Origin of the sequence: Mycobacterium interjectum, from assembly GCF_900078675.2 — a bacterium.
In the GTDB taxonomy this organism is placed as follows: Bacteria; Actinomycetota; Actinomycetes; order Mycobacteriales; family Mycobacteriaceae; genus Mycobacterium; species Mycobacterium interjectum.
In genome coordinates, this window is record NZ_LT546237.1 from 4,275,763 (window position 1) to 4,297,544 (window position 21,782).

26 protein-coding genes and 1 pseudogene are annotated in these 21,782 nt (G+C 63.9%); 18 read left to right on the plus strand and 9 right to left on the minus strand.

Going from position 1 to position 21,782, the window contains the following annotated elements; translation table 11 throughout:
* Nucleotides 1-320: 320 nt before the first annotated feature.
* Complete coding sequence (locus tag BN4348_RS55195; protein ID WP_066917119.1) at nt 321-1,256, minus strand: NmrA family NAD(P)-binding protein; 936 nt, start codon at nt 1,254-1,256, stop codon at nt 321-323.
* Between the two features lie 151 nt (nt 1,257-1,407).
* Entirely contained in the window at nt 1,408-1,944 is a 537-nt protein-coding gene (locus BN4348_RS55200) for a nitroreductase family protein (protein ID WP_235852822.1), read from the minus strand.
* Between the two features lie 357 nt (nt 1,945-2,301).
* On the opposite strand from BN4348_RS55200, the gene BN4348_RS55205 reads away from it, so the two are divergent.
* The 5 genes and pseudogenes from BN4348_RS55205 to BN4348_RS55225 all read left to right on the plus strand — a co-directional run bounded on the left by BN4348_RS55205 (nt 2,302) and on the right by BN4348_RS55225 (nt 5,080).
* Nucleotides 2,302-3,141, plus strand: coding sequence for an isochorismatase family protein (locus tag BN4348_RS55205; RefSeq protein ID WP_211145776.1), 840 nt, complete (start codon nt 2,302-2,304; stop codon nt 3,139-3,141).
* Between the two features lie 18 nt (nt 3,142-3,159).
* The gene (locus tag BN4348_RS55210) at nt 3,160-4,086 is read left to right on the plus strand and encodes a type 1 glutamine amidotransferase domain-containing protein (protein WP_211145777.1); all 927 of its coding nucleotides are present in this window, start codon (nt 3,160-3,162) and stop codon (nt 4,084-4,086) included.
* Nucleotides 4,083-4,358: a nuclear transport factor 2 family protein gene (locus tag BN4348_RS61915; protein WP_066917121.1), complete on the plus strand. Its 276-nt coding sequence runs from the start codon at nt 4,083-4,085 to the stop codon at nt 4,356-4,358. Before BN4348_RS55210 ends, BN4348_RS61915 begins: the two co-directional genes overlap by 4 nt.
* Nucleotides 4,265-4,612: pseudogene (locus tag BN4348_RS63000) on the plus strand (nuclear transport factor 2 family protein); the annotation flags it as partial. The gene BN4348_RS61915 and the pseudogene BN4348_RS63000, both read left to right, overlap by 94 nt.
* A gap of 24 nt (nt 4,613-4,636) precedes the next feature.
* Nucleotides 4,637-5,080 (plus strand): DUF4437 domain-containing protein, encoded by a 444-nt coding sequence (locus BN4348_RS55225; RefSeq protein ID WP_142308769.1) that lies wholly within the window; start codon nt 4,637-4,639, stop codon nt 5,078-5,080.
* A gap of 95 nt (nt 5,081-5,175) precedes the next feature.
* Here BN4348_RS55225 and BN4348_RS55230 read toward each other — a convergent pair whose 3' ends face one another.
* Together BN4348_RS55230 and BN4348_RS55235 are read right to left on the minus strand one after the other, a co-directional pair.
* Nucleotides 5,176-5,688, minus strand: a complete 513-nt coding sequence (locus tag BN4348_RS55230; RefSeq protein WP_066917123.1) for a methylated-DNA--[protein]-cysteine S-methyltransferase — start codon at nt 5,686-5,688, stop codon at nt 5,176-5,178.
* A gap of 158 nt (nt 5,689-5,846) precedes the next feature.
* The gene (locus BN4348_RS55235; protein WP_211145778.1) at nt 5,847-6,659 is read right to left on the minus strand and encodes a helix-turn-helix transcriptional regulator; all 813 of its coding nucleotides are present in this window, start codon (nt 6,657-6,659) and stop codon (nt 5,847-5,849) included.
* 117 nt (nt 6,660-6,776) lie between these two features.
* On the opposite strand from BN4348_RS55235, the gene BN4348_RS55240 reads away from it, so the two are divergent.
* The 5 genes from BN4348_RS55240 to BN4348_RS63005 all read left to right on the plus strand — a co-directional run bounded on the left by BN4348_RS55240 (nt 6,777) and on the right by BN4348_RS63005 (nt 10,657).
* Nucleotides 6,777-7,391: a TetR/AcrR family transcriptional regulator gene (locus BN4348_RS55240; protein ID WP_084454598.1), complete on the plus strand. Its 615-nt coding sequence runs from the start codon at nt 6,777-6,779 to the stop codon at nt 7,389-7,391.
* A gap of 343 nt (nt 7,392-7,734) precedes the next feature.
* Entirely contained in the window at nt 7,735-8,664 is a 930-nt protein-coding gene (locus BN4348_RS55245; RefSeq protein ID WP_084454600.1) for an alpha/beta fold hydrolase, read from the plus strand.
* Nucleotides 8,665-8,750: 86 nt separating this feature from the next.
* On the plus strand, nt 8,751-9,530 hold the full coding sequence (locus tag BN4348_RS55250; RefSeq protein ID WP_066917125.1) for an isocitrate lyase/PEP mutase family protein: 780 nt from the start codon (nt 8,751-8,753) through the stop codon (nt 9,528-9,530).
* Entirely contained in the window at nt 9,527-10,372 is an 846-nt protein-coding gene (locus BN4348_RS55255; RefSeq protein ID WP_066917126.1) for an SDR family NAD(P)-dependent oxidoreductase, read from the plus strand. Before BN4348_RS55250 ends, BN4348_RS55255 begins: the two co-directional genes overlap by 4 nt.
* 66 nt (nt 10,373-10,438) lie before the next feature.
* The gene (locus BN4348_RS63005) at nt 10,439-10,657 is read left to right on the plus strand and encodes a DUF1272 domain-containing protein (protein ID WP_372513992.1); all 219 of its coding nucleotides are present in this window, start codon (nt 10,439-10,441) and stop codon (nt 10,655-10,657) included.
* Nucleotides 10,658-10,686: 29 nt separating this feature from the next.
* Here BN4348_RS63005 and BN4348_RS55265 read toward each other — a convergent pair whose 3' ends face one another.
* Nucleotides 10,687-12,018 carry an alkene reductase gene (locus BN4348_RS55265; protein WP_211145780.1) on the minus strand — a complete coding sequence of 444 codons (1,332 nt, stop codon included), beginning with the start codon at nt 12,016-12,018 and terminating at the stop codon, nt 10,687-10,689.
* A 323-nt stretch (nt 12,019-12,341) separates the two neighbouring features.
* On the opposite strand from BN4348_RS55265, the gene BN4348_RS55270 reads away from it, so the two are divergent.
* The 3 genes from BN4348_RS55270 to BN4348_RS55280 all read left to right on the plus strand — a co-directional run bounded on the left by BN4348_RS55270 (nt 12,342) and on the right by BN4348_RS55280 (nt 15,174).
* On the plus strand, nt 12,342-13,565 hold the full coding sequence (locus tag BN4348_RS55270; protein ID WP_160040602.1) for an MFS transporter: 1,224 nt from the start codon (nt 12,342-12,344) through the stop codon (nt 13,563-13,565).
* 94 nt (nt 13,566-13,659) lie between these two features.
* Nucleotides 13,660-14,694 (plus strand): saccharopine dehydrogenase family protein, encoded by a 1,035-nt coding sequence (locus tag BN4348_RS55275; protein ID WP_066917129.1) that lies wholly within the window; start codon nt 13,660-13,662, stop codon nt 14,692-14,694.
* Between the two features lie 81 nt (nt 14,695-14,775).
* On the plus strand, nt 14,776-15,174 hold the full coding sequence (locus BN4348_RS55280) for a DUF4437 domain-containing protein (RefSeq protein WP_066917130.1): 399 nt from the start codon (nt 14,776-14,778) through the stop codon (nt 15,172-15,174).
* 66 nt (nt 15,175-15,240) lie between these two features.
* Here BN4348_RS55280 and BN4348_RS55285 read toward each other — a convergent pair whose 3' ends face one another.
* Nucleotides 15,241-16,272 carry a fused (3R)-hydroxyacyl-ACP dehydratase subunits HadA/HadB gene (locus tag BN4348_RS55285; protein ID WP_066917131.1) on the minus strand — a complete coding sequence of 344 codons (1,032 nt, stop codon included), beginning with the start codon at nt 16,270-16,272 and terminating at the stop codon, nt 15,241-15,243.
* A 173-nt stretch (nt 16,273-16,445) separates the two neighbouring features.
* Between BN4348_RS55285 and BN4348_RS55290 the strand changes: the two genes are divergently transcribed.
* The 3 genes from BN4348_RS55290 to BN4348_RS55300 all read left to right on the plus strand — a co-directional run bounded on the left by BN4348_RS55290 (nt 16,446) and on the right by BN4348_RS55300 (nt 18,194).
* Nucleotides 16,446-16,814: a hypothetical protein gene (locus BN4348_RS55290; protein WP_235852823.1), complete on the plus strand. Its 369-nt coding sequence runs from the start codon at nt 16,446-16,448 to the stop codon at nt 16,812-16,814.
* A gap of 171 nt (nt 16,815-16,985) precedes the next feature.
* Nucleotides 16,986-17,624 carry a hypothetical protein gene (locus BN4348_RS55295; RefSeq protein WP_066917132.1) on the plus strand — a complete coding sequence of 213 codons (639 nt, stop codon included), beginning with the start codon at nt 16,986-16,988 and terminating at the stop codon, nt 17,622-17,624.
* A 96-nt stretch (nt 17,625-17,720) separates the two neighbouring features.
* Nucleotides 17,721-18,194 carry a GtrA family protein gene (locus BN4348_RS55300; protein ID WP_066917133.1) on the plus strand — a complete coding sequence of 158 codons (474 nt, stop codon included), beginning with the start codon at nt 17,721-17,723 and terminating at the stop codon, nt 18,192-18,194.
* Nucleotides 18,195-18,307: 113 nt separating this feature from the next.
* Here BN4348_RS55300 and BN4348_RS55305 read toward each other — a convergent pair whose 3' ends face one another.
* The gene (locus tag BN4348_RS55305) at nt 18,308-19,762 is read right to left on the minus strand and encodes a phospholipase D-like domain-containing protein (RefSeq protein ID WP_066917134.1); all 1,455 of its coding nucleotides are present in this window, start codon (nt 19,760-19,762) and stop codon (nt 18,308-18,310) included.
* A gap of 38 nt (nt 19,763-19,800) precedes the next feature.
* Nucleotides 19,801-19,968, minus strand: coding sequence for a hypothetical protein (locus BN4348_RS60590; protein WP_167670486.1), 168 nt, complete (start codon nt 19,966-19,968; stop codon nt 19,801-19,803).
* 201 nt (nt 19,969-20,169) lie between these two features.
* Between BN4348_RS60590 and trhA the strand changes: the two genes are divergently transcribed.
* Together trhA and BN4348_RS55315 are read left to right on the plus strand one after the other, a co-directional pair.
* Nucleotides 20,170-20,841, plus strand: a complete 672-nt coding sequence (trhA, locus tag BN4348_RS55310) for a PAQR family membrane homeostasis protein TrhA (RefSeq protein WP_308204254.1) — start codon at nt 20,170-20,172, stop codon at nt 20,839-20,841.
* A gap of 36 nt (nt 20,842-20,877) precedes the next feature.
* A complete protein-coding gene (locus tag BN4348_RS55315; RefSeq protein ID WP_066917153.1) occupies nt 20,878-21,396 on the plus strand; it encodes a phenolic acid decarboxylase in 519 nt (172 codons plus the stop codon).
* A 16-nt stretch (nt 21,397-21,412) separates the two neighbouring features.
* Here BN4348_RS55315 and BN4348_RS55320 read toward each other — a convergent pair.
* On the minus strand, nt 21,413-21,782 hold a 370-nt coding region (locus BN4348_RS55320; RefSeq protein ID WP_142308827.1), incomplete at its 5' end, for an LLM class flavin-dependent oxidoreductase.

Below are 21,782 nucleotides of genomic sequence, written 5' to 3' on the forward strand. Positions count from 1 at the left end.
CCGTCAACGTTTCCTCCGCTCTGACCATCGGCCGGGCGTCGCCTAGGGTTGCCTGACCGCTAGCCACTCGATCATCTCCGCCTTGAGCCCATCCAGAAATTCCGCGGCCTTCGGCCTCGACGCAGTCTCAAGCCTAAGACGGCGCTGGGAATAAGTGGTCGGAGGGGGACGATGACAGCGGTGTGACGGTAGCGGGTACTGGGCCGGTTGAGCAGATCAATGATCTTCGCTAACTGCGCGTGCGTGAGTGCGGACGACTGGCCAGGTCGGCACGCACATCGTCGACAGATGTCGCCAGCTTTGCACCGTGACGCTTCACCTCACGCACGCCCCAGCCGCGCATCGGTGAGCGCCAGCGGGCCGTCGGTGTCGTAGAACGGACGGTTGGCTTGAACGGATTGCTCGATCGTCGCCGGCGCGGCGCCGCCGATAGTCGCGACGAGATCGTTCATCCCCGAGAAAACGCCGTCTCGTATGTCTTGGGCGACATCGGCGTGGTGGCGGACCAACCAGTCGGGGATTCCGCCGGCGGTGAGAGCAGCACCCATCTCCGTAATTTCCACGGACTCGTAGCGTACGGGAAAGCCCAACGTGGATTGCACTTTCGCGGCGATCTGATGCCAGTCGAGTTCTTCGGCGCCGAAGAGGTCGTATTTTTGGCGATCACGTGCGTCGGGGTCCTGTAAGACCGCGACGGCAACGCGGGCGGCATCCAGTGTGTTGATGGGTGCGAAGCTGGCGTCGCCGATCGGTAGGCGGAGCAGACCTTCATCGGCGGCAGCGCGGATCCAGAAGTTTTCCAGCCAGTGCATGAAGATGGTGGCGCGCAAGTGGGTGGTCACCATCGGTGTGCGGTCGAACAGGCGCTCGACGATCCAGTGCTGCAGACCGACACCGCTCATCGCCGGTCTGATGCCGCGTTGGGACATCTCCACCACGGCGTGCACACCGTTGCTGGTCGCTGCGTCGGCGAACTTGGCGGCGGCTTCGACGTATCCGGGGGTTGGCGGGAAGTTGAAGTAGGCGGCGTAGACGCCTTCGGTTGCGTCTCGGATCTGGGCGTAGTTGAACATGTCCACTTCCACGACTTCGGCGCCCAGTTCACTCAGTCGCTGCGCACGCTCATCCCTGCCTCGTGCCAATGCGCGGACGCGCAAGCCTCGTTCCCGCAGTAGCGCGACGGCTTGGCTGCCGGACTGTCCGGTCGCTCCGGTGACGAGGAACAGGGGATCGCCTGATGAGATCTCGTTGGGCATGAGAGCCTTTCGTTAGGTGGGGGAGCGTTGTCGAGTAACAAGTGCAGAAGCGGTGTGGCCGCGGGTCACCAGGTGTTGAGGTGCAGTACGTCGTCGAGAGGTTGGCGCCGGCCGGGTTTGAAGGTCTCTCCGGTGTAGTAGGCCGTGGGTATCAGCGCTGCGTGGTACACGTTGTCGGGATATCCGACGACAGCACGGATGTCGGGTTCAGCCGAGGTTGACAGTATTTCCAGGCGGTGCCGAGGCCGCGCGTGCGGGCCGCCAGCATGTAGCTCCAGGCCGCCGGCATGATCGATCCCCAGGTGTCGGCCTGGTTCGACGGCGTGATCTGTCCGTCGCCTTCGACCTCGATGCACGGCAGCACCAGTACGGGCACCTCGGCGAGATGGTCGGCGAGGTACGCGCAGCTGTCGGCTGCGCGTGCCTGCTGAGGTGCTCGGGTAGGGTCGTCGGCGAACCGTCCCCCAACTGAGTACGGCGTGGATGCGAACCAATCCCATTGGCGCTTATAGATTGTGGCGACATTCCGACGCTGCTCGGCGTCGGCGATGACGATGAAGCTCCAGTGCTGGCGGTTCGCTGACGTCGGGGCTTGTAGGGCGATCTCCAGACATTCGCGCACCAGTCCCAAGGGGACGTCTCGGGATAGGTCGAGACGTTTGCGCACCGACCGCGTCGTGGACAGCATTGTGTCCGTTGTCATCTCGATGACTGGGTAGGTGCTCATTGATCGCGACCCGTCGACAGCGCCGCGTCCGTGACGATGGCGTCGGCGTGGCCGATGGTGATCTTCGGCAAAGGTGTATCCGATCTGTGCGTGAAACGGAAAACCGAGGGTGGCGCGCTGGTAAGAGCATCGGTGACGCTATGAGCTATAGGCGGGCCTGCGCTGTCAAGATCTTTAGACGTTCATCCCGACGGGCGCGCTAAAAATTTCGATAGTGCCTGATCTGGAGTTGCATTAACTTGGCTAGGACGACGCGCATCGACGGCACCCATCCGCTCCGCGACGAATGGATCGAACTACCAGTGCATCTCGCGGATCGTGGAAGCTGCGGTGCCGGCGATCGACGATCATTCGGCCGGCTGGCCCCACCGGCGCCGAGCAGCAGCGGCGTCGACTGCCCTGCACGATCATCGAACGCCCATCATCGACACGAAGGGAACTCTCATCATGCTGTTCGAGCACACGGTTGACATCGAGATCGACCCCAAGCGCACCGCGCTGGTCCTCGCCGACATCCAGAACGACTTCCTCACCGAGGGCGGCAAATATTACGTCCTCATCGAGGAATTGCTCAAGCGCAACAACGTCAACGACAATCTGGAGACGTTGTTGAAAACCGCCAAGGACAACAACTTTCCGGTCTTCATGTCTCCGCATTACTTCTTCCCCCATGACCATCACGGATACACCCATCTGGGCGCGATGGAGGATTTGGCCCTCAACGTCGGACTCGTCGAGCGACAAAGCCCGCTCAATTTCGAAGGTGTTCCGGGTTCGGGCGCCGATGTGCCGGACCGCTTCAGGAAGTACATGGAGGACAGCGCAACGACCATCACCTCGCGCCACGTCAGCTACGCCCCAACCAACGACCTGGTGTTGTTGTTGCGCCGGCGTGGTATCGAGAAGGTCATCATGGCCGGGCCCGCGGCGAACCTGTGCCTGGAAGATCACATGCGCAACCTGATCCAGAATGGCTTCGAAATCATCATGGTGCGCGACGCCGTGGCGGGCGCGGCGAACGAAGAAGGGTCCGGCTATCACGCCGCGATGATCAACTGGCGGTTCATGGCCAACGCCGTATGGACCACCGAGGAAGTTGTCCGCCGCGTCACCGCAGCAGCAGCGGTCCGCCCTGCCACTGCGGCAGCAACGACCTAACACCGTAGGCCCTCCACCGTGCTGGCAGCGACATCGAGGCCGTTGGGGGTCTATGGCGTTCGCTCAGCACCGGATGCACGTCATCGCTTCATCACCATCCCGTGGAAGTTCAACGCGGCTTCCTCGATCACTTCGGGAGTTCTCATGAGTAAAGGCACCATCCTCGTCGTCGGCTCCAACGCGACCCAACTGGAGGCCAAAACCGGTGGCACGATCACAATCGGTCAAATGCTCAACGAAACCGCCGTGCCGCTGATGGTCTTGGTGGCCGCCGGATACGAGTTTCTACTTGCCACTCCTAGCGGTGAAAAGCCGCACATGGACAAAGATTCTGACGCGCTGCTGTATTTCGCCAACGACGACGCCGCCCGTACCCGGGCCCGCGACTTCTTCAACGATTACCCCGCGATGAACGAGGTCCGCACACTGCGCTCCGTGATCGACGACGGCCTAGATCGCTTCGTAGGCCTATTCGTCCCCGGCGGTCACGCTCCGGTCGTCGATATCATGCAAGATCCGGACACCCGCGAGGTCCTCCGATACTTTCACGCCCACGCCAAGCCCACCGCTGCCATCTGTCATGGGCCGATGGGCCTTCTCGCTGAGATGGACAACGCTCGCGAGTTTCGTGCTGCGCTGATCGACGGTGACCAAGTCAAGGCACGCGAGCTGGCCAAGGGATGGCAGTACGCGGGGTATCAGATGACCGTGTTCTCACGCAGCGAAGAAGAGTTCGCCGAAGACAACGTCTTCAAGGCCAAGCTCTACTTCAACATGCCCGACGCGCTAGAGGCGGCCGGCGGCACCGTCGTGACGACCGAGGAGAATTTCACTTCCTACGTGGTGACCGACCGCGAGCTGATTACCGGCCAAAACCCCATGTCAGATTATGAACTCGCCGATGTCTTCATCGCAGCGCTGGACAAGTATTCCGTGACATCGTGACCAGCCACGAACGCAGTCGGACCGAAGCCAACAAGCAGGTCGTCACCGCCTTCTACGAAGAGGCGCATTTCGGCGGTGACGTCGACGGTGCGATCGCCCGCTACGTCGGCGACACCTACACCCAACACACCCCTGCTGCCGAAGATGGCGTCGAGGGCTTGCGCGACTACATCAACGCTTTCCTGACAACGTTCCTCACGCTAAGGGTGAGATATGTCGCGTCATCGCTGACGGTGACATCGTTGCCGTGCACGCTCATTGGGCCGGTGTGACCGGTCCGCACGGTGATGTCAGCGTCGACATCTTTCGAGTGAGTGATGGCAAGCTCGTCGAGCACTGGGGACGTCAGCGCCCCGATACCCGCGACGTCGAAGAACGACAACACCCTGTTCTAACACCGCAGGCACGACACTGGCGTCTAAAGATTTCGACAGCGCAAGTCGATCGCGCCTTCCTATCGTCGGACAGGCCCCATGCGGGCAAGCAGCTTCGCCTCCGTCGGCCGCCCGTAAGAACCGGCCGGTGACCATTTTTCGAAAGGAATGACAACGTGGCCTCTGAACAAGATCCGACGTCTCCCGCCGCCGGGGGTTTCAGTGTGTTTCCGCCAGGCGTCGAATCCTCGTCGTATCCCGCCGAGGACATGAGGTTTTACGATATCGGTCAGCGCGGCGTGGACGGTGTCACCAAGATCGAAGCGGCCGACGCCTACGGTCAGATGGTTGGCGGCAGACACGGCACCTTCCTCAAGTTCTCTCCGGGCTTCGTTAGCCCGCTGCACAGCCACAGCGCTGATTACGCCGCCGTGGTCATCAAAGGGCAGATGGCCAACTACATGCCTGGCGAGACGCCGATTCCCTTGGGGCCGGGTGGGTTCTGGTATCAGAAGGGTAGGCAAGCCCACACCACCGCGTGCGTGTCCGAGACCGAAGGTTTGATCTTCCTCATTCAGGGCGAGGGCTTCGACGCACAAATACCCCCGGTCACCGACTGACGTCCGTCGTCAATTCGACGGCGCCGTCTTCACGCGGGTGACCGTTGCCGGGGGTGCGGTTACCCGTGCGCAATCGGATGCGCGATGCCTAGCCGTCACCACAGCGTCGGTGTCTGCGGCAGCGCTCCTTCCAGGGTGAGCAGGCGCTGTTTGCGTTCGATGCCGCCGGCGTAGCCGACGAGCTTGCCGTCGGCACCAATCACTCGGTGGCATGGCACCACGATCGACACCGGGTTGTGAGCGTTGAGAGCACCGACTTCGCGTGCGGTGATGCCCATGGAGCGCGCCAATTCGCCGTAGCTGGCGGTGGTGCCGTAGGGCAATGCGCATAGAGCTGCGCGCATGCGTTCGGCGCGCTGCGACGGTGCCGGCGCAAGCCGCATATCGAATGCCCGTCGCTGACCCGTGAAGTACTCGTGCAACTGCTCGGCGATCTGTGCGAACTCATGCTCGCTGGTGCGCCGCCCAAACACGGCCGGCTTCGGTTTTGTCCAGTGACCGGGAAAGTAGATGCCGGCGAGACCGGCGTCGTCGTGAACGACTGTGAGAGTGCCGATTTCGGTGTCGATGAATGCGTGACGAGTGGAATTGGTGGCAGTGGAAGACATCGCATCTCCTGAGCGGAACGTTGTGAGAGCAGAACGAGCGTGTTGATGGTGCAGCCGTCTAGTCGGGCAGGATGCTTCCTGAGGCACTGCCGGTGTGCGGCATACCTGGACGGTGCGGGTTACCGGTGGTGCCGCGTGGCGTCCGGCGTTGCGTCGGGTCATCTTCTACGGACTCCTGATGAGCGGCGAAAATCCGAAGGTGTCTGGCCGTAGGTCTGCTTGAAGGCGGCGGTGAAGTGGCTGTGACTGGAGAATCCGAGGTCGAAGGCGAGATCGGTGACATCGTCGTATTCACCGAGCCGCTGCAACGCCTGGGCGAGGCGCAGCTGCAGTTGATAGCGATACATCGGGATTGCCTCGACGCGTTGGAAGACCTGGGTGAGATACACCGGTGAGACGCCGAGTTCTGCGGCGATCTCAGACAGCGTCCACCGGCGGCCCAGGTCGGCGCCCACGACCAGCTTGGCGGCGTCGGCGAGCTTGCGGCTTCGCGCGGTGATGCGGCGCTCATCGGGTGCGTAGCCCTGCAAGGCGGCACTGATCAGCCCCATGGTCACTGTTTCGGCCTCCAAGACCCCGCCGATCGCTCCGCGATCGAGTCGATGCCGCACAGATGCGGCCAGTGCCTGGGTTCGGGCATCCAGGCGCAGAGCGCAGCGATTGAGGGCAGCGGTGTCGCCGGATGCGAGCAGCTCGCCGGGGACCAGTTCGACGAGGACCTCGGGGTTCAGCCCGATCGATAGCGAGGAATCGCCACCAGCGACCGGGTGGCTCATGCGCCATACCTGGTCCGTGTTGAGGAAGAGGACTCGACTGGAGTCGGCGATCGCTTGGTCGTGTCCCACGTGATGTACGTAGAGCCCGTCGTAGGGAAACACGATGTGCGTCTTGTCGGTGGTCTCGTCAGCGCTTTGCGGTGCATGGGTTCCTGGGCAGATCACGTCCCACACCGCCATCGCGTCGGACAGCAATAGTGCGTTCGACTTGAAGTCCACCATGTTCATGTCGAACCGGGAAGCTGCCACGTTTATGCCCGCGAATCCGTACATTCATATGATGAACATCAGATTATCAGTAGGATAAGCATCATGCGAACTGCATCACGAAAGCGTGCCGAAAACAAGCAGCAGTCCCGTGAACGCGTCCTGGATGCCGCCGCGCGGCGGATCCGGCAGGAAGGACTGGCGGGGACTGCGATCGCCTCGGTGATGGCTGATGCCGGCCTGACGCATGGTGCGTTCTACGCCCACTTCGACTCCAAGGACGATCTCGATGTGGCGGCCTTCAGCCACGCCGTTGACGAGTGGCGCGAGAAATGGGTTCCCATCCGGCGTAGCGGCCGCTGGGACCGCAGACTGACCTCGATCGCCAAGCGTTACCTGACCAGTGATCACCGTGACGACGTGGCCAACGGCTGCGGTTATCCCGCGCTGGTGTCCGAAGCCACCCACGCCGGCCCAGCGTTTCGCGTCGCGTTCGAACAGGAGCTGCTGCGGTCGGTCGAGGTGATCTGCGGAGACGACGCCAACGATGCCAGCCACCGTGCTGACGCCTTGGCCCTCATGGTGATTTGCGTCGGCGGGTTGGCGCTCTCGCGCGCCGTGGACGACGACGACCTGTCGACGCAGATCCTGCGGGCAGCACGGCGGGCAGCCTCACAGCTCGCGGAGGCCACGATCACAACGGCGGCCGCGAGCCGTTGACCGTCGCACACCGCCCCGTCGACGGCGCGGTGTCGCTGCGTCGAGCGGTGATGATGTCACGCGCGATACTGCTTAGAGTGGTTGCAGCACAACGTAGTTCGGGTGCAAATGCGCGGACTGGCGGCCCGCCTCGCCCGCATGTTATATGCGGACGAGTACACACTTCTCGGCGTCACGCAGGCGCACGTCAGTCACCGATCGAATATTGCAGATATGCGACCGATAGTGCTGTTGCCGTGCACATTTGAGGTACGCCCGGTCCGCACGGAGAGCTAAAGATTCTGACAGTGCCGATGTACGGGTGTGCCGTAGCGTTTCGCCTCAGACGCGAGGAAGAGAGCCGATGAACAACGACACGGTGAACGGGTCTGGACCAACCCACAGAAGCATTGACACCCCCTCGGGCCACATCAGCTACACCGACGTCGGCTCGGGACCGGTGCTGCTGTTCGTCCACGGAGTGCTGATGAACAAGCATCTGTGGCGCCACCAGATACAACGTCTGTCGGACATCCGCAGATGCATCGCTATCGATCTGCTCGCCCACGGTGACACCGAGATCGACGCCGACCAAGATGTCTCGGTCACCGCGAACGCCGCGATGATCGCTGAGTTTCTCGACGCGCTCGACATTGATCGTGTTGACATCGTCGGCAATGACAGCGGCGGAGGGATCTGTCAGATCTTCGCCGCACTCAATCCCGACCGTGTCCGCACGCTGACCCTCACCGACTGCGATGCCAGCGACAACTGGCCCCCAGCGGCGTTCGAACCGTTCGTCGACATGGCGGTGGGGGGAGGGCTGCGCGGCGCCCTGACGGCGATGCTGACCAACACATCCCGCTATCGGGCCCCCGAGGCACTGGGGCCGGCATATCAGGACGCGGCCAGCGTGAGCGACGCCGACATCGAGATCTACCTGACCCCGTTTCTGCGCACCGAACAGCGCACCCGCGATCTGCAACGCTTCCTCGCAGCCTTCGACAACCGGCACACACTGGCCATCGAAAGCCAGCTGCGGGCGTTAGGGGCACCCACGCTGATCGTGTGGGGCACCGATGACGTGTACTTCCCGATCCGGTGGGCGCACTGGCTCGCCGAAACCATTCCCGGCGCCGGCTCACCGGTGGAAGTGCCCGGCGCACGGCTGTTCTTCGTCGAAGAACACCCCCAAGCGCTCGCCGCACCGCTGCGTGAACACCTGCTCGCCCACGGCGCCGTGTCTGCCACTGGTTCGTCGTCCACTGCAGGAGGTCGCGGTGCTCCTGTGTGACGCGGTCGTTCGTCTGACCGTCCCCGACACATTCCGTCACGATTCTCAGCGCTCGTTTGCGGTCGCCGAGGAGAAGGAGAACTACCATGCCCTCATCCGCTGAGAAAGCGGCCCGCTTCGCCGAGCTCCACGTCGCCGGTGACCCGGTGCTGCTGTACAACGCTTGGGACGCCGGCAGCGCGAAGGCCATCGTGGAGGCCGGCGCGTCGGCGATCGCGTCCAGCAGCTGGTCGGTGGCCGAAGCTCAAGGCTTCCGCGACGGTGAACAGCTACCGCTCGATGTCGCCGAACAGATCATCGGCCGCATCGCCGCCACGGTGGACGTGCCGGTCAGCGCGGACTTCGAAGGCGGCTATAGCGAGGACCACGCCGAACTCGCCGACAACGCCGGCCGCCTCTTCGAGCGTGGCGTGATCGGCATCAACTTCGAGGACCGCGTGGTCAAAGGCGAAGGGCTCTACGAGGTGGGCCGCCAGGCCGACCGGATTGCCGCCATTCGCAGCGCCGCCGACCAAATCGGTCTCAACGTGTTCATCAACGCCCGCACCGATCTGTTCCTCGGTCAGGGTCGCGATCCCCAGGCCACCGTCGACGAAGCCATTCAACGAGCCAAAGCCTATGCCGCAGCCGGTGCCTCGGGCTTCTTCATCCCCGGCCTGGAAGAGGAAGCGTTGATCGGCCGGATCTGCCAAGCGCAGTCCTTACCGGTCAACGTCATGGTGATGGACGGCACGCCCACCCCCAGCCGACTGGCCGAACTTGGTGTTGCGCGGATCAGTTGGGGACCGCTGTCCTACCTCAACGCCATGGCCGGGCTGCAACGCGAAGCCCGCGAAGCGCTCTGCGCGCGCTCGGTGAACGCATGACACCGCATCCCGCCCAGGGCCCTCGTCGCCTGCGCACGTGGTTCATCCCCGAAGCCGACACCGGCTTCGCGCTGGCATTGAGCACGGCGGCCGCAGGCCGCGGAGACAACGTGGTGGCGTTGGCCCGCGACATCGAACCTCTGCAGCATTTGGTCGATGCGCACGACCGACGTGTGCGCATCATCGCCGCCGACATTCGTGATCAGAGCCAGGTGCAGGACGCGGTCACCGAGGCGGTCTCCTCGTTCGGTCGCATCGACGTCGTGGCCAACACCACCTTCCACGACGTCCTCGGAGCCGTGGAAGAGATCGACGCCCAGCAGGCCGCGACGGTGATCGAGTTGAACGTTCTCGGACTACTCAACGTACTGCGCGCTGTGCTGCCGATACTGCGTGCGCAACGCTCAGGACACGTCCTGCAGGCCTCGCCGTCCTACGACGATATCGGCAGACCGGGCGCTGGATTGCTCAGCGCCAGCGTATTCGCCGTCGACGGGCTGACCGACTCCCTAGCGGGGGAACTGCGACCGCTGGGCATTCAAGTCACGACGGTCGACACCCCGCCCACGGCGGCCCGCGTCTCGTCAGACCTGACAGCCGGGCGCATCGCCGCATACGATCCGGTGCTACGCGAGGGTCGCGAGGCGTCGCTGGAATGGCACGTGTCAGCGCTGTCCAACACCGATATCGGCGTGGCCGCGATCCTGACTGTCGCTGACACCGAAGACTCCCCACTGCGATTGGTCCACCAGCAGCCCGACGCAACACCGCGCGACGGTGAGAAGGCTCGGACCTTGGTGCCGTGCCCGGCGCTGTTGGCCGCTCAGCGTTGCGACAACTAGCGACGGCCATACCTGTTCACCATTCACTGAGAGAACATCAAAGAAAGGATGCCGTCGATGGCGGTCATGGAGCTGCGGGCAGAGTGTGAGCGCTGTGGACGCTCGTTGCCCAACGGCTCACCGGATGCCCGGATCTGCACCTTCGAATGCACGTTCTGCGCTGCGTGCACCGATGAGGAACTCGCCGGAGTGTGCTCAAACTGCAACGGTAACTTGGTACTTCGCCCAACCCGGCCCACCGAGCTGCTCGAGAAATATCCCGCCGCACTGCCGGCGAAAAGCTAATGCACTGGTTTTATTGCGAGCCTTGATGTTCAGGCGCTGGCGGATTCGATGTCGCTGTAGGGCGGGTAATCGATGTAGCCGTGCGCTTGCAGTGGCGTGTAGAAGGTGTCGCGGTCATGAGGGCTCAACGGCAAGCCGGCAGCGATGCGCTCGGGCAAGTCGGGATTGGATACGAAGTGTCGCGCGAACGCGATCAAGTCAGCACCGTCACCAGCAGTGAGCGCTGCTTCGGCGGTGTCGGGCTCGAACCCGCCGGCGGCGATCATGGTGCCCTTGAACGACTTCCGCAACTCCTGTGACGCAACGGGACCGGCGTGCGCATCAATCAGTGTGAAACCACTGACCCGCGGCTCGATGACATGCAGGTAGGCCAGCCCGACGTCGTCGAGCGCGGCGGCCACTTGCCCGAACAGTGCGTGTGGATCACCATCGCGAATGTCATTGAACGTGCTGCTAGGTGAGATCCGCACCGCGACTCGATCAGCCCCGCGCACCGCCGACACGGCCTCGACGACCTCCATCAATAGTCGGATGCGGTTGGCCACAGATCCCCCGTAGCGGTCTGTGCGCCGATTACTTCCGTCTTGAAGGAACTGGTCGAGCAAGAAGCCGTAGGCCGCGTGCAGTTCCACACCGTCGAAACCGGCAGCCGCAGCATTGCGGGTCGCCAGAGCGAATTCCTCCACAACAGGAGGTATTTCGTCGATTTCCAAAGCCCGATGCGGTGAGACCGGCACATAGCCCTGCTCCGTGGAGACCGTGTTGGCTGGGTTGGCCCAGAAGCTCGGATCCAGCGATGGGCTCACCGGGGTCTGAAAGCTCGTTGTCACGTGGGAGCGCCGACCCGTGTGCCACAACTGAGCGAAGATGAAGCCGCCTCCGTCGTGCACGGCGTCGGTGATCCGCCTCCACCCCGCCACCTGGTCGTCATTCCACAGTCCCGGTGACCCATATCCGCCATGACCGAGTCGCGACACCGCGATGGCCTCACTGATGATCAGGCCACCCTCAGAGACACGCTGACCGTAATACTCCAGCGGTAAATCTCCGGGGATTCCGCTCGGCTGATCGGCCCGCTGGCGTGTCATCGGGGCCATCACCACGCGATGGCTCAGCGTCAACGGCCCCACCTTGACTGGGGTGAACAATGTGGAGTTGCCCTCTGATGTCACCACTACGAATAACCTCACCATCGTCAATTGTGCGGGCCACCCTCGCCAGGGCATTATTGGGATCGCGGGCTCGCTGGGTCGTTCCCTGATCTCAGACGAGGCTACGGAAGCCGTTATCCCGCGCACTATCAAGATCTTTAGCCAGTAGATCGAGACATACTGGAACATCGGGGCGTACGTGCGGCTCACCGCACGCCAGCGTCTCCCTGCGCACTCACCATCGGCTTCACTGCCCGGCGACGCTAAAGATTTCGACAGCACTGCTGCGTGCCGCTGCCGTAGCGTCCGATTCGATCGATGTGCGCAGCAACATGTTCTCGACGTGGCGTCGATCGCGGTGATCAGCAGGTGACGGTGGACGAAGGCATGCGAGGTGATATGAGCACTGAAACACTCTCTTTGGGAGTGGCTTTCGCGAATCCGCGACGTTTATCCAACGTTTCGTCCAGCGTTGTTGTGGTGTCGATCTGACGCCGATGTCCCGTCGGTCGGACTGTCGCGACGGCGGTGACGTGACCGAGCCAAAAAACGGCAGCGCCGCCCAGGAAGGGTGGCTTCCCACGCCTGCGACCGCGGTGGGCGGCCCGATCAGGAGACTGGCCGCCTCAGTGTTGCTGGGGTACTTGGGTTTCGGCGCCACGCTGCAACTTTTGCCAGCGTGGATCGCGCAGCGTTTGCATGGCGGGCCGTTGGTTGTCGGCCTGGCCGTCGGGATCGCGTTCGGGGCAGCCGCGATCTGTCGGCCACTGGCCGGACGTGCCGGCGACGCCGGCCACGCTCGCGGCGTCGTCGTGGCCGCAGGAGTGCTTATCACCGTCGGTGCTCTCGGACAATGGTTGGCACCCACCCTCGGCGTCGTCTTGGCGGCGCGGCTCATCATGGGTGCCGGCGAGGCCGCCCTGTTCAACGGCGCGTTGCCGTGGGTTCTTGCCGGAATCCCTGCCGAGAATCGCGGTCGCGTCGCCGGCTGGTTCGGCCTGTCGATGTGGGCGGGCCTGGCCCTGGGCCCGTTGGCAACCGTAGCTGCCACTCACGTCTTTGGACTCGCAACGGCGTGGATGGCCGTCGCCGCCCTCGATGTTTTCTCGGCACTCATCGCGTCGACGACTCGCCGCCAGACCATCGACCAGACCACCTCCGTAAGCCGAACGCCCACGTGGCGGCAGGTCTTACCGCGCGGGGCTGGCTTGCCCGGTCTGATCTTCGGTGCGGCCGCCTACGGCTACGGCACCATTTCCGCCCTGCTGGTGCTTTTTCTCGATCAGTCATTGGGTGCGGGATCCTCGATCGGACTGACCGTCTTTGCTGCAGCATTCTTGTTCGCAAGAGTGGCGGGCAGCCCTGTGGCCGACCGCCTGCGCCGCAAGGTACTCACCATTGTGAACCTCTGCGTCGAGGCCGGCGGACTGACCGTGGTGGCCACCGCCCACACGCTGGCCGCTGCCATGATCGGCACCGCTATCACCGGTGCGGGAGTGGGACTGATGTTCCCGGCCATCGTTGTACTTACCTTATGCCGGGTAGGTGGCGAGCGCGCCGGGGCTGCCGTGGGTGCGGCCAGTTCGTTGTGGGACATCGGCATCATGATCGCCGGCCCACTCGGAGGTGCGCTTGTCCACCTCGGATATCCAGCGGCATTCGCAGCTGCAGCGTTGATTGTCTGCGCCGCAGCCGTTGTCGCTGCCGCCCTATCGGAAACGCCGAGGACACGCGCGTCATCGACGTCCCCGCCGTGAATACCTAGCGACGACGATTGCGCGGCCCGGTTGCGTTCGCGACGTCGAATCCACGATCCCCTCATATCCTCCACACCACACCAAGGAGCGCGTCATGGGTGAGAAATCGACCACGGTGGCAGTCTTCGGCGCCACCGGATACACAGGTCGATTCGTCGTCACCGAGCTACTACGTCGCGGTCTCACTCCTGTCGCCGTCGCCCGAGATCCAGTAGCTCTGCGGGACACTGACCTCGGCGCCGCCGACGTGATCCGACGGCACGCCACCGTCGACGATCCCGCATCGCTCGATCAAGCCTTCACCGGGGTTGGGGTGGTCATCAACTGCGCAGGCCCCTTCATCGACACCGCTCACCCCGTGGCATCGGCCGCCCTGCGAGCCACCTGCCACTACCTCGACGTCTGCGCCGAGCAACCCACCACTGCCAGCACACTACGGACCTTCCATAAGGCCGCTCGCCTAGCAGATGTCGCCGTCGTACCGTCGATGGCCTTCTACGGCGGCTTAGCCGATCTGATGGCAACCGCCGCCCTGGCTGGCGCCGACAAGGCGGAGTCGATCGACGTCATGATCGGACTGGACAGCTGGCATCCCACCCGGGGAACGCGTGTCACGATCGAGCGCAAAGCCCTCGGCGACCTGGCAATCACTGACGGCGAGCCGCAGCCCGTGGCATCGCCTCCTGCTCGAAAAACATGGGATTTCGGTGCACCACTGCATGTCCACGACGTCGTTGAACTGCCTTTCACCGAGATGACACTGATTCCTCGGCACATCCACATCCAGGAGCTACACAACTACGTCAGCGAAATCGCTGTCCGCGAGGTGCTCGACCCCACAACAGCACCACCGACACCCGGCTCATCGAGCGGACCGTTCCCGCAGCACTTCGCGATCGAAGTGATCGTGCGTGGCGACCAGATGCAGCGCCGGGCCACCATGCGCGGCCGCGACATCTACGCCATGTCCGCTCCACTATTGGGCGAAGCCGCACAACGTCTGCTCGACGGCGACTTCAGTGATCCCGGCGCCCACGCACCCGCCGAAGTCTTCGACTCCAACGCAATCCTGACCGCCCTCGCACCCAGCCACGCAACGTTCGAAATCCTTTCCGACATACAACGGTGACCGCCAATTTCTACGAAATTAATCGCCACCGCGCTATAAGGCCAAAGGCCCAGCACCGCAACGACATCCCGAAAGGCAACGATGATCGACCAACCCGACACCATCGTCACGTACTCCAAAGACCTCCAATGGCAACCAGTGGGTCCGCTCGACGAGAACGGCAAGGGAATCTTCGTCTCGCTGATGTTCGGCGACCTTGAGACCAAGGGGCCCACGGCGTTCCTGATGAAGTACTCCGCCGGCATCACAGCTCCACCCCACATTCATGGGCACGACTATTACGCTGTCGTCGTCTCCGGTAGCTTCCGGCACTACCTTCACGACCAGGACGAATACGACGTGCTCACACCCGGATGCACGTGGTATCAAAAGGGCAACGCCGTACACGGTGACACCTGCGTAGGCGACGACGACTGCATCCTCAGCATCTTCTGGCCCCACGGCTTCGACGTCACTTTCGTCGAGAACGCAACGCCGTAACAGAGGCACTGAGGACCGATATCGAAAGCGCTTCGTGAGCACGATCGAAACGCGAGCGCCGTCAGGTCAGCGGAAGCGAATGTTCAGCGTCGCCATGCCGAAGATTTTCTGGTCACCGGCCTTGGCGCCGACGATGACGACGCCGCTGCGGGTCACCGGGTCGAGCGACTTGACCCGGCCGCTGTACTCGATGTCCGCGCCCTCGGCGGCCGACACGATCGCCGGCTGGGACAGCCGCACCGTGTAGCGGGTAACGGCACCGGGGTCGCCCGACCACGCGGAGGCGAACCCGGCGCCCAACCCCATGGTGAGCATCCCGTGGGCGATGACGTCGGGCAGCCCGGCCAGCTTGGCGATGCCCTCGTCCCAGTGGATCGGATTGGCGTCGCCGGCCACGCCCGCATAGTTCACCAGGTCGCCGCGCGACAGCCGGGCGTGGTGCGCCGGCAGCTGGTCGCCGACCGAGACGTCCTCGAAGGACGGCGTCCCCGGGGTCCGCGTGGTGCCTCCTTGGGCGATCCGCACCTCACCTTCGGGGCGCACCGTCTTCTCATAACCGGGGCCTGATTCGGCGATGGCGAGAAGGTCCACATCGTGCATCATGATTTTCGGCACGACCGACTTGATCGCCGGATCGATGTCTTCGGCCGTGATGCCGACGACCGTGGTGTGCAGCGTGTGTACTCGCTCGCCGGCAGTGTCGGTGAAGGTGTTGGTGACGGTGATGAAGTCCCTTCCGGCGGTCCTGCGCACCGCCGCCAGCTCGACGTCGATGTGTAGTTCGTCACCGGCCACGATCGGGCGGTGCTGCTCGAAGACTTCCTCGGTCTGCAGGTAGGTGTCGTAGCCGACGACCACCGATTCGAACATCCGCCGGTTGCAGGTCATACCGGGGACTGACGTAAACGTCAGCGGCGCCACCAGGCCGGAGTAGCCCAGCTCAGCGGCGGCGGCGACATCCCAGTGCGCGGGGTGATAGTCCTGCACCGCGCGGGCGTATTCGCGAATCTTCTCGCGGCCGACCACATAGGTGCCGTCCATCTGGTAGTAATGGCCGACCCGCGATTCGAGCGCCGACACTTCTGTAGCTGCGGTCATCAAGTTGCTCAACTTTTCTATCGGCTTGTTTCGATGAGGCCGACCCAAGCACACTAACGTGCGGAAACCGGAGCAAAACACGCCGATACGCTTCGCGGGCTTGTTTCGCCGTGACCGTCGGTCGCCTCGCGTGTCACACGACCGCTGTCGGTGTCGCTCCTTACACTTCGGGCGTGCCGAGCTGGGACCAACCGTCGACGGTCGCGCCGTGCGGCCATTGTGGCGACGAAACGGTGTGGCTGGAGACGGCCTATGGTGGCTGGGGCTTGTTCGATGCCGAGATGTTCCCCACGGCGGAGAGCTATCAGGGCAATCGCTTCGCGATCGATCGTCGAACGCGCCTTGTCATCGACCTCGATTGCACCCCCGACAAGCGTTGGCCCTCGAGCTGTCTACGGCTGCATAAGTTCTCCTGCCCCGCGACCTACGACGAGGCCCGGTTTTACCCGCGTCGGCCTCGCCAACCGGTCCATGTCGAGCTGGACGATTTTTGGGATCGCCTGATGCGCGTGGGAACGACGCGGCAACGCAAGACGAGTTAGCGAACCGTGCTGTGAGTCGAGTAGTCGACTACGCATGTGGTCCGCCTTCACAGCTGACACGCTTTTCGTGTCCAGTTCCCCAGGGGAAGGGTGGCGATGCAAGTCACGATCGAACGGTGCGGCGGTTGGATAGGCCGAGCCGAGAGGCTCGGGCCCATCGATATAGCGGGAGTGCCTCAAGGTTCCGCCCGCCGGATAGGTGCCGTCGTCTCGGAGACGAACTTCTACGGGTTGCCGGCCACCATCACCAAGCCCGGCGGAGCCGACCTCGTCGAGTACAAGACGACCATCGCCGACGGCGCTCGGACCCATACCGTCTACTCGAACGACCCGTCGGATCCGGCGTATCAAAGAATGCTCGGCGATCTAATTGGGCTGCTCGAGCTGTCCGGAGCCAAGTTCGCGGTGATAGAGCCGGCGAGCGGCTCGAAGGCGGCGATGGAAGCCTTACGATACGACCTCACCGGAGACGGCATAACGCTCGCATACTTCACGTTCGGTGACCTCAAGAACGAGCGGATCCTGTCCTATTCCGACGGGCATCGCTCACTGGACTTCTACCAAAACGACGTCCGCACCGGCGACGTGCCCGATCTTGACGGCCGCTGTGTCATGGTCAACCTCAAGGGCGAGGGCCTGAAGGCGGTCACCGCGACCCTGCTGGTTCCCAGCGTCTGTTTCACCGGTGCCGACACCGCATGGTCGACACCGGTTGACGCAGCGATGATCGTTGCGGGCCCGGCTGCGAGCGGCCGGGGCAAGAGCTACCACGCCATCAATCTCGTGGGCGAGGCCTGCAACCACGACTAGCCTTCAACGGCTGGGCGGCGCGGGCCGGCTTCATGTTCCGCGGAGAGTTGGCCAGCTGATCACACGGTGGATACCTGGCCGTGCGACCGTACCCGTATGCGAGCCGAATTGCGTGCCAGTCGATCACGGCCGGTCGACCGATTCCATCGGTTCTGCGAGGCGGTTGTCGATCGGCTGCCGTGGGGGCTCGGATCGCTCGTGGCGCCGACATTCCTGGGCTTCTGCATCATCAACGGCGCCACCTTCGGCGTCGATCTGGCGATCCTCACGGTTCTGCGCGGCGGCCTGGGGCTTCCGGTTCCCGTCGCCGTCACCATCGCGTACGCGTCGGCGTTCACCCTGAGCTACGCACTCAACCGCACCTTCAACTTTCGGTCCCACGCCCCGGTCGGACCACAGGTGGTGGTCTACGCCGTGGTCGTCGTCGTCAACTACCTGGCGTTCATCCTCGGGGTGTCCACGGCGTTGACGGCCCTTGGTATGCAATATCAGTTGTCGCGGCTGGTGGCCGGCACGTGTGAGGCCGTGTACATGTACAGCGCGATGAGGTGGGTTGTCTTCCGGCGCTGAATGCGCCGGATCCATCAGAGAATCTCAGGCGATTGGCATGCTGGAACGCTCCAGCCGGATGGACAATATGAAGCGTTAGCCCATTGGGGTACAACGATCTTCGCGACCGGCCGTCACTGCGACAGTCTCGCCACTAACCGCCGCACACTGCGGGTCAGCGATCGCGGGACGTGGTCGGGATCCATCAAGTCGTTCTCGGCCAGCGGGCTATCCTCGTCGGCCACGGTCCGGCTGGTGAACCGCCGCAGAGTCTTGCCCTGTCCACGAAGCCTCTCGACGGCCCACGGGAAGGATTCGCCCTCCTGCACGCTTCGCCCGAACTCGTCGACGGACACGCCCAAGTGCTCAGCTACGAGTTGTTCCCGCACCGATCTGATCATCCGCCGGATGGGTTCGTGCGCTTCGGCATTGGGGTCCGCTTCGATGGCGATGTCGCACTCGCTGTCGAAGCCCAGCGACCTGTTGTTGAAGTTCGACGAACCGATGCGCAGCAGCCGGTCGTCCACGATCAGAACCTTCGAGTGAACGTAGATGGGTGACCTGCCCTCGGTCTCTGGCCAGTAAACGCCCAATCGACGGTGAGCGTCGGCGGCCCAGAGTAGCCGGATCAGCCGGTGGCGCGCGCCGTCCATCGTTTCGCGCTCCAGGCGGTTCAACCCCCTGCGAGGAAGGACGATGACGACCTCCGGACCAGCGTGTTCTCTGAGCCGCTCGGCCAGCGCCTCGACCACCCGCCGGGACGCCAGATACTGGTTCTCCAAATAGATGGTGTGGCGCGCCGCGGCGATCGCCGCGAGGTTGAGCGCCTCCACCTCGCGAACCTCGTCACGGTCGTTCAGCGTGGGCAACGTGCGCGCGATTCCGACGTCGACCTGGCGCAAGATCGGCTGCAGGCCGGACGGCCAAATGGGATGGGCGCCGTCGATCGGGTCCAGCGGCTGGCCGGTCGCGGTCTGCCACCTATCCCGGGCGAGCTCGGCGAGCGCGGCCGCCGCGGCACCGTCCACCGCGGTCGCGACCTCGTGTCGAGGACCGTACCCGCCGAGCGCTCGGCGAAACCGGTTGTGGTGCTTGTGTTCCGGGGTGTCCCAACGGTCCAGCGTGAGGTCGATGCCCCCGCAGAACGCCAAGACGTCGTCGACGACGACCAGCTTCTGGTGGTGGACGGAGCCGGTCGGCCGGGCCCCGTCAATGGCCAAGCGCAACCGCTTGCTGCTGAGCCGATTCACCACCGACACCGGGGTAATGCCGTACCAGATGCCGTCGAACACTGGTAGCAGGCGCAGATTGGACTTCAGCACGTGAATCTCGAGGGCCGGTCTCCGCCAGAGCAGCCAATAGAGAAAGGCGCCCAACTGGTTGGGGCCGGCGAGTTTCTTCCCGCCCCGTTCGAATGTCGTCCTGGTGTCGAAGTCCCAGCCGACCAGCATGATTCGATGCTTGGCGCGCAGCATCGCCGCCTTCGCGTGCCGGAAATAGTCTGCGGCGTCGATGATCAAGCCCATTTGCTCAGCGCACTCGACACGCCAGCACGTCTGACCGGTGATCAGCACCGCGTCGTCTCGCATATCAAGCGGCCCAGCGGACCCGACCCCGGGCCGGGCCTCTATCGCGCGCTCTCGTCGGGGAGGTCGTGCCGGGACTGATGCAGACCGGGTCCCTGGGGATCGTCGGCCTGGTGCTCCAGCTTTTCCTGCAGCTCGCGTTGCTCCGCGGTTGCCTTCCGCGCGTCTTCGGGAGCGGGCGGCGGGTCGATGTTGACTTGCTGATTCACGCGGCATCTCCTCCAGGGCTTCGACCGGTGCTTCTAGGCAGGATCTCCCGAATCATGCGATTCGAAACCGGCGGAAACCGCGACACGCTATTCACAGACTTGACATAGCGCGCCCACAGGATGTGGTGAAATGATGGGGGCGGGCTCTGAATCGCCTGGTATGGCAGCACTTAACGCGGATTGCGTGGAGTGGGAGGGACATTGAGCGCACCGGCCGCCGTTGTCGACGCAGTCCTGGGCAAGCCACGCATGCGGGGCTGGATCCATCAATACTGCGCCGTCGCCGCCGTCGTGGCGGGTGCGCCACTGGTGGTGGTGTCGTGGGCGGAGGCCTCCAAGCGGGCCGGGCACTCGACGTTGACCTACGCCGTGGCGATAGTGGCGATGTTCGCCGTCAGTGCGATCTATCACCGCGTCCACTGGGAGTCCGCGGTGTTGCGGACGTGGATGAGGCGGCTCGACCACTCGATGATCTTCGTGCTCATCGCCGGGACCTATACGCCTTTCGCCAGGTTGGCGATGCCCCGGGGGACCGGGCACGTCGTGCTCGCGATCGTCTGGGGTGGGGCGCTGGCCGGAATCGCGCTGACATTGTTCTGGCCCACGGCTCCGCGCTGGGCGGGTGTGGCGCTTTACCTGCTGCTGGGCTGGGTGGCGGTCTGGTACACCGGGCTGATCCTGCACAACGCCGGAATGGCGGCGACGGTGCTGCTGGCCGTCGGGGGCGCGCTGTACAGCATCGGTGCGCTGTTCTACGGGCTGCGCTGGCCCGACCCCTGGCCGACGACGTTCGGCTACCACGAGTTCTTTCACGCGTGCACGGCGCTCGCGGCCGTCTGCCAATACATCGCCATCTGGTTCGTCGTCCTCTAGAACCAATCCACTCGCCGATAAACTGGTCGGATGGCAATCACGAGCGTCACCAACCCGATTCCGCCACAAGACCTTTCGGGAATCGTCGGATACCGCTTCATCTACACGTATGCCAACGGGTGGCAGTACGAGATGTATGTCAAGAACGCCACCACCATCGACTACCGCATCCACTCCGGACATGTCGGGGGCCGTTGGGTCAAGGGCCAGCGGGTCCACCTGGTCCAGCTCGACGAAGACAGTTTCAAGGTCTCCTGGACCGAGCCGACAGGCACCTGCGTGGCCGTCAACGTCTTGCCCGCCAAGCACCGCCTACACGGCGTGATCTTCTTCCCGCAGTGGATCCGCATGCACGGTGAGCGCACCGTCTGCTTCCAAAACGAGCATCTCGATGAGATGCGGGCCTACCGTGAGCAGGGGCCCACCTACCCCATCTACGAAGTCCCCGAATTCGCGTACATCACCCTGTTCGAATACGTCGGAGTCGACGACGAGACCGTCATCGACACCGCTCCCCAGGACCTGCCCCCGGGATGGTCCGACCGCACCGGCTGACGGACCGAAACCCGCGTTAGGTCAGGTCGGCGGCGACCCGCTCCAACGCGGCGAGATGGTCGTCGACGGTCGCCAGGCCGGCGTTCATGGTGTTCACCGAGAGGTGGGTGGCCCCGGCGGCCCGCCAGGCGGCGATGTCGGCGGCGGCCTTGTCGGGGTCGCCGGTCCAGCCGATCCGGCCCTCCATCCCGACGACGTCGCGGCCCGCGGCCGCCGCCGCACGCTCCACCTGCGCACGCGCGTAGTCGAGGCCGGGCCCCGGCTCCATCATCGGGAACCAACCGTCGCCGAGCCGTCCCGCGCGTTCGTAGGCGCGGTCAGACGCGGCGCCGAACCACACCGGGATCGGACGCTGGGTCGGCAGCGGAGCCAGGCCGGCACCGGTC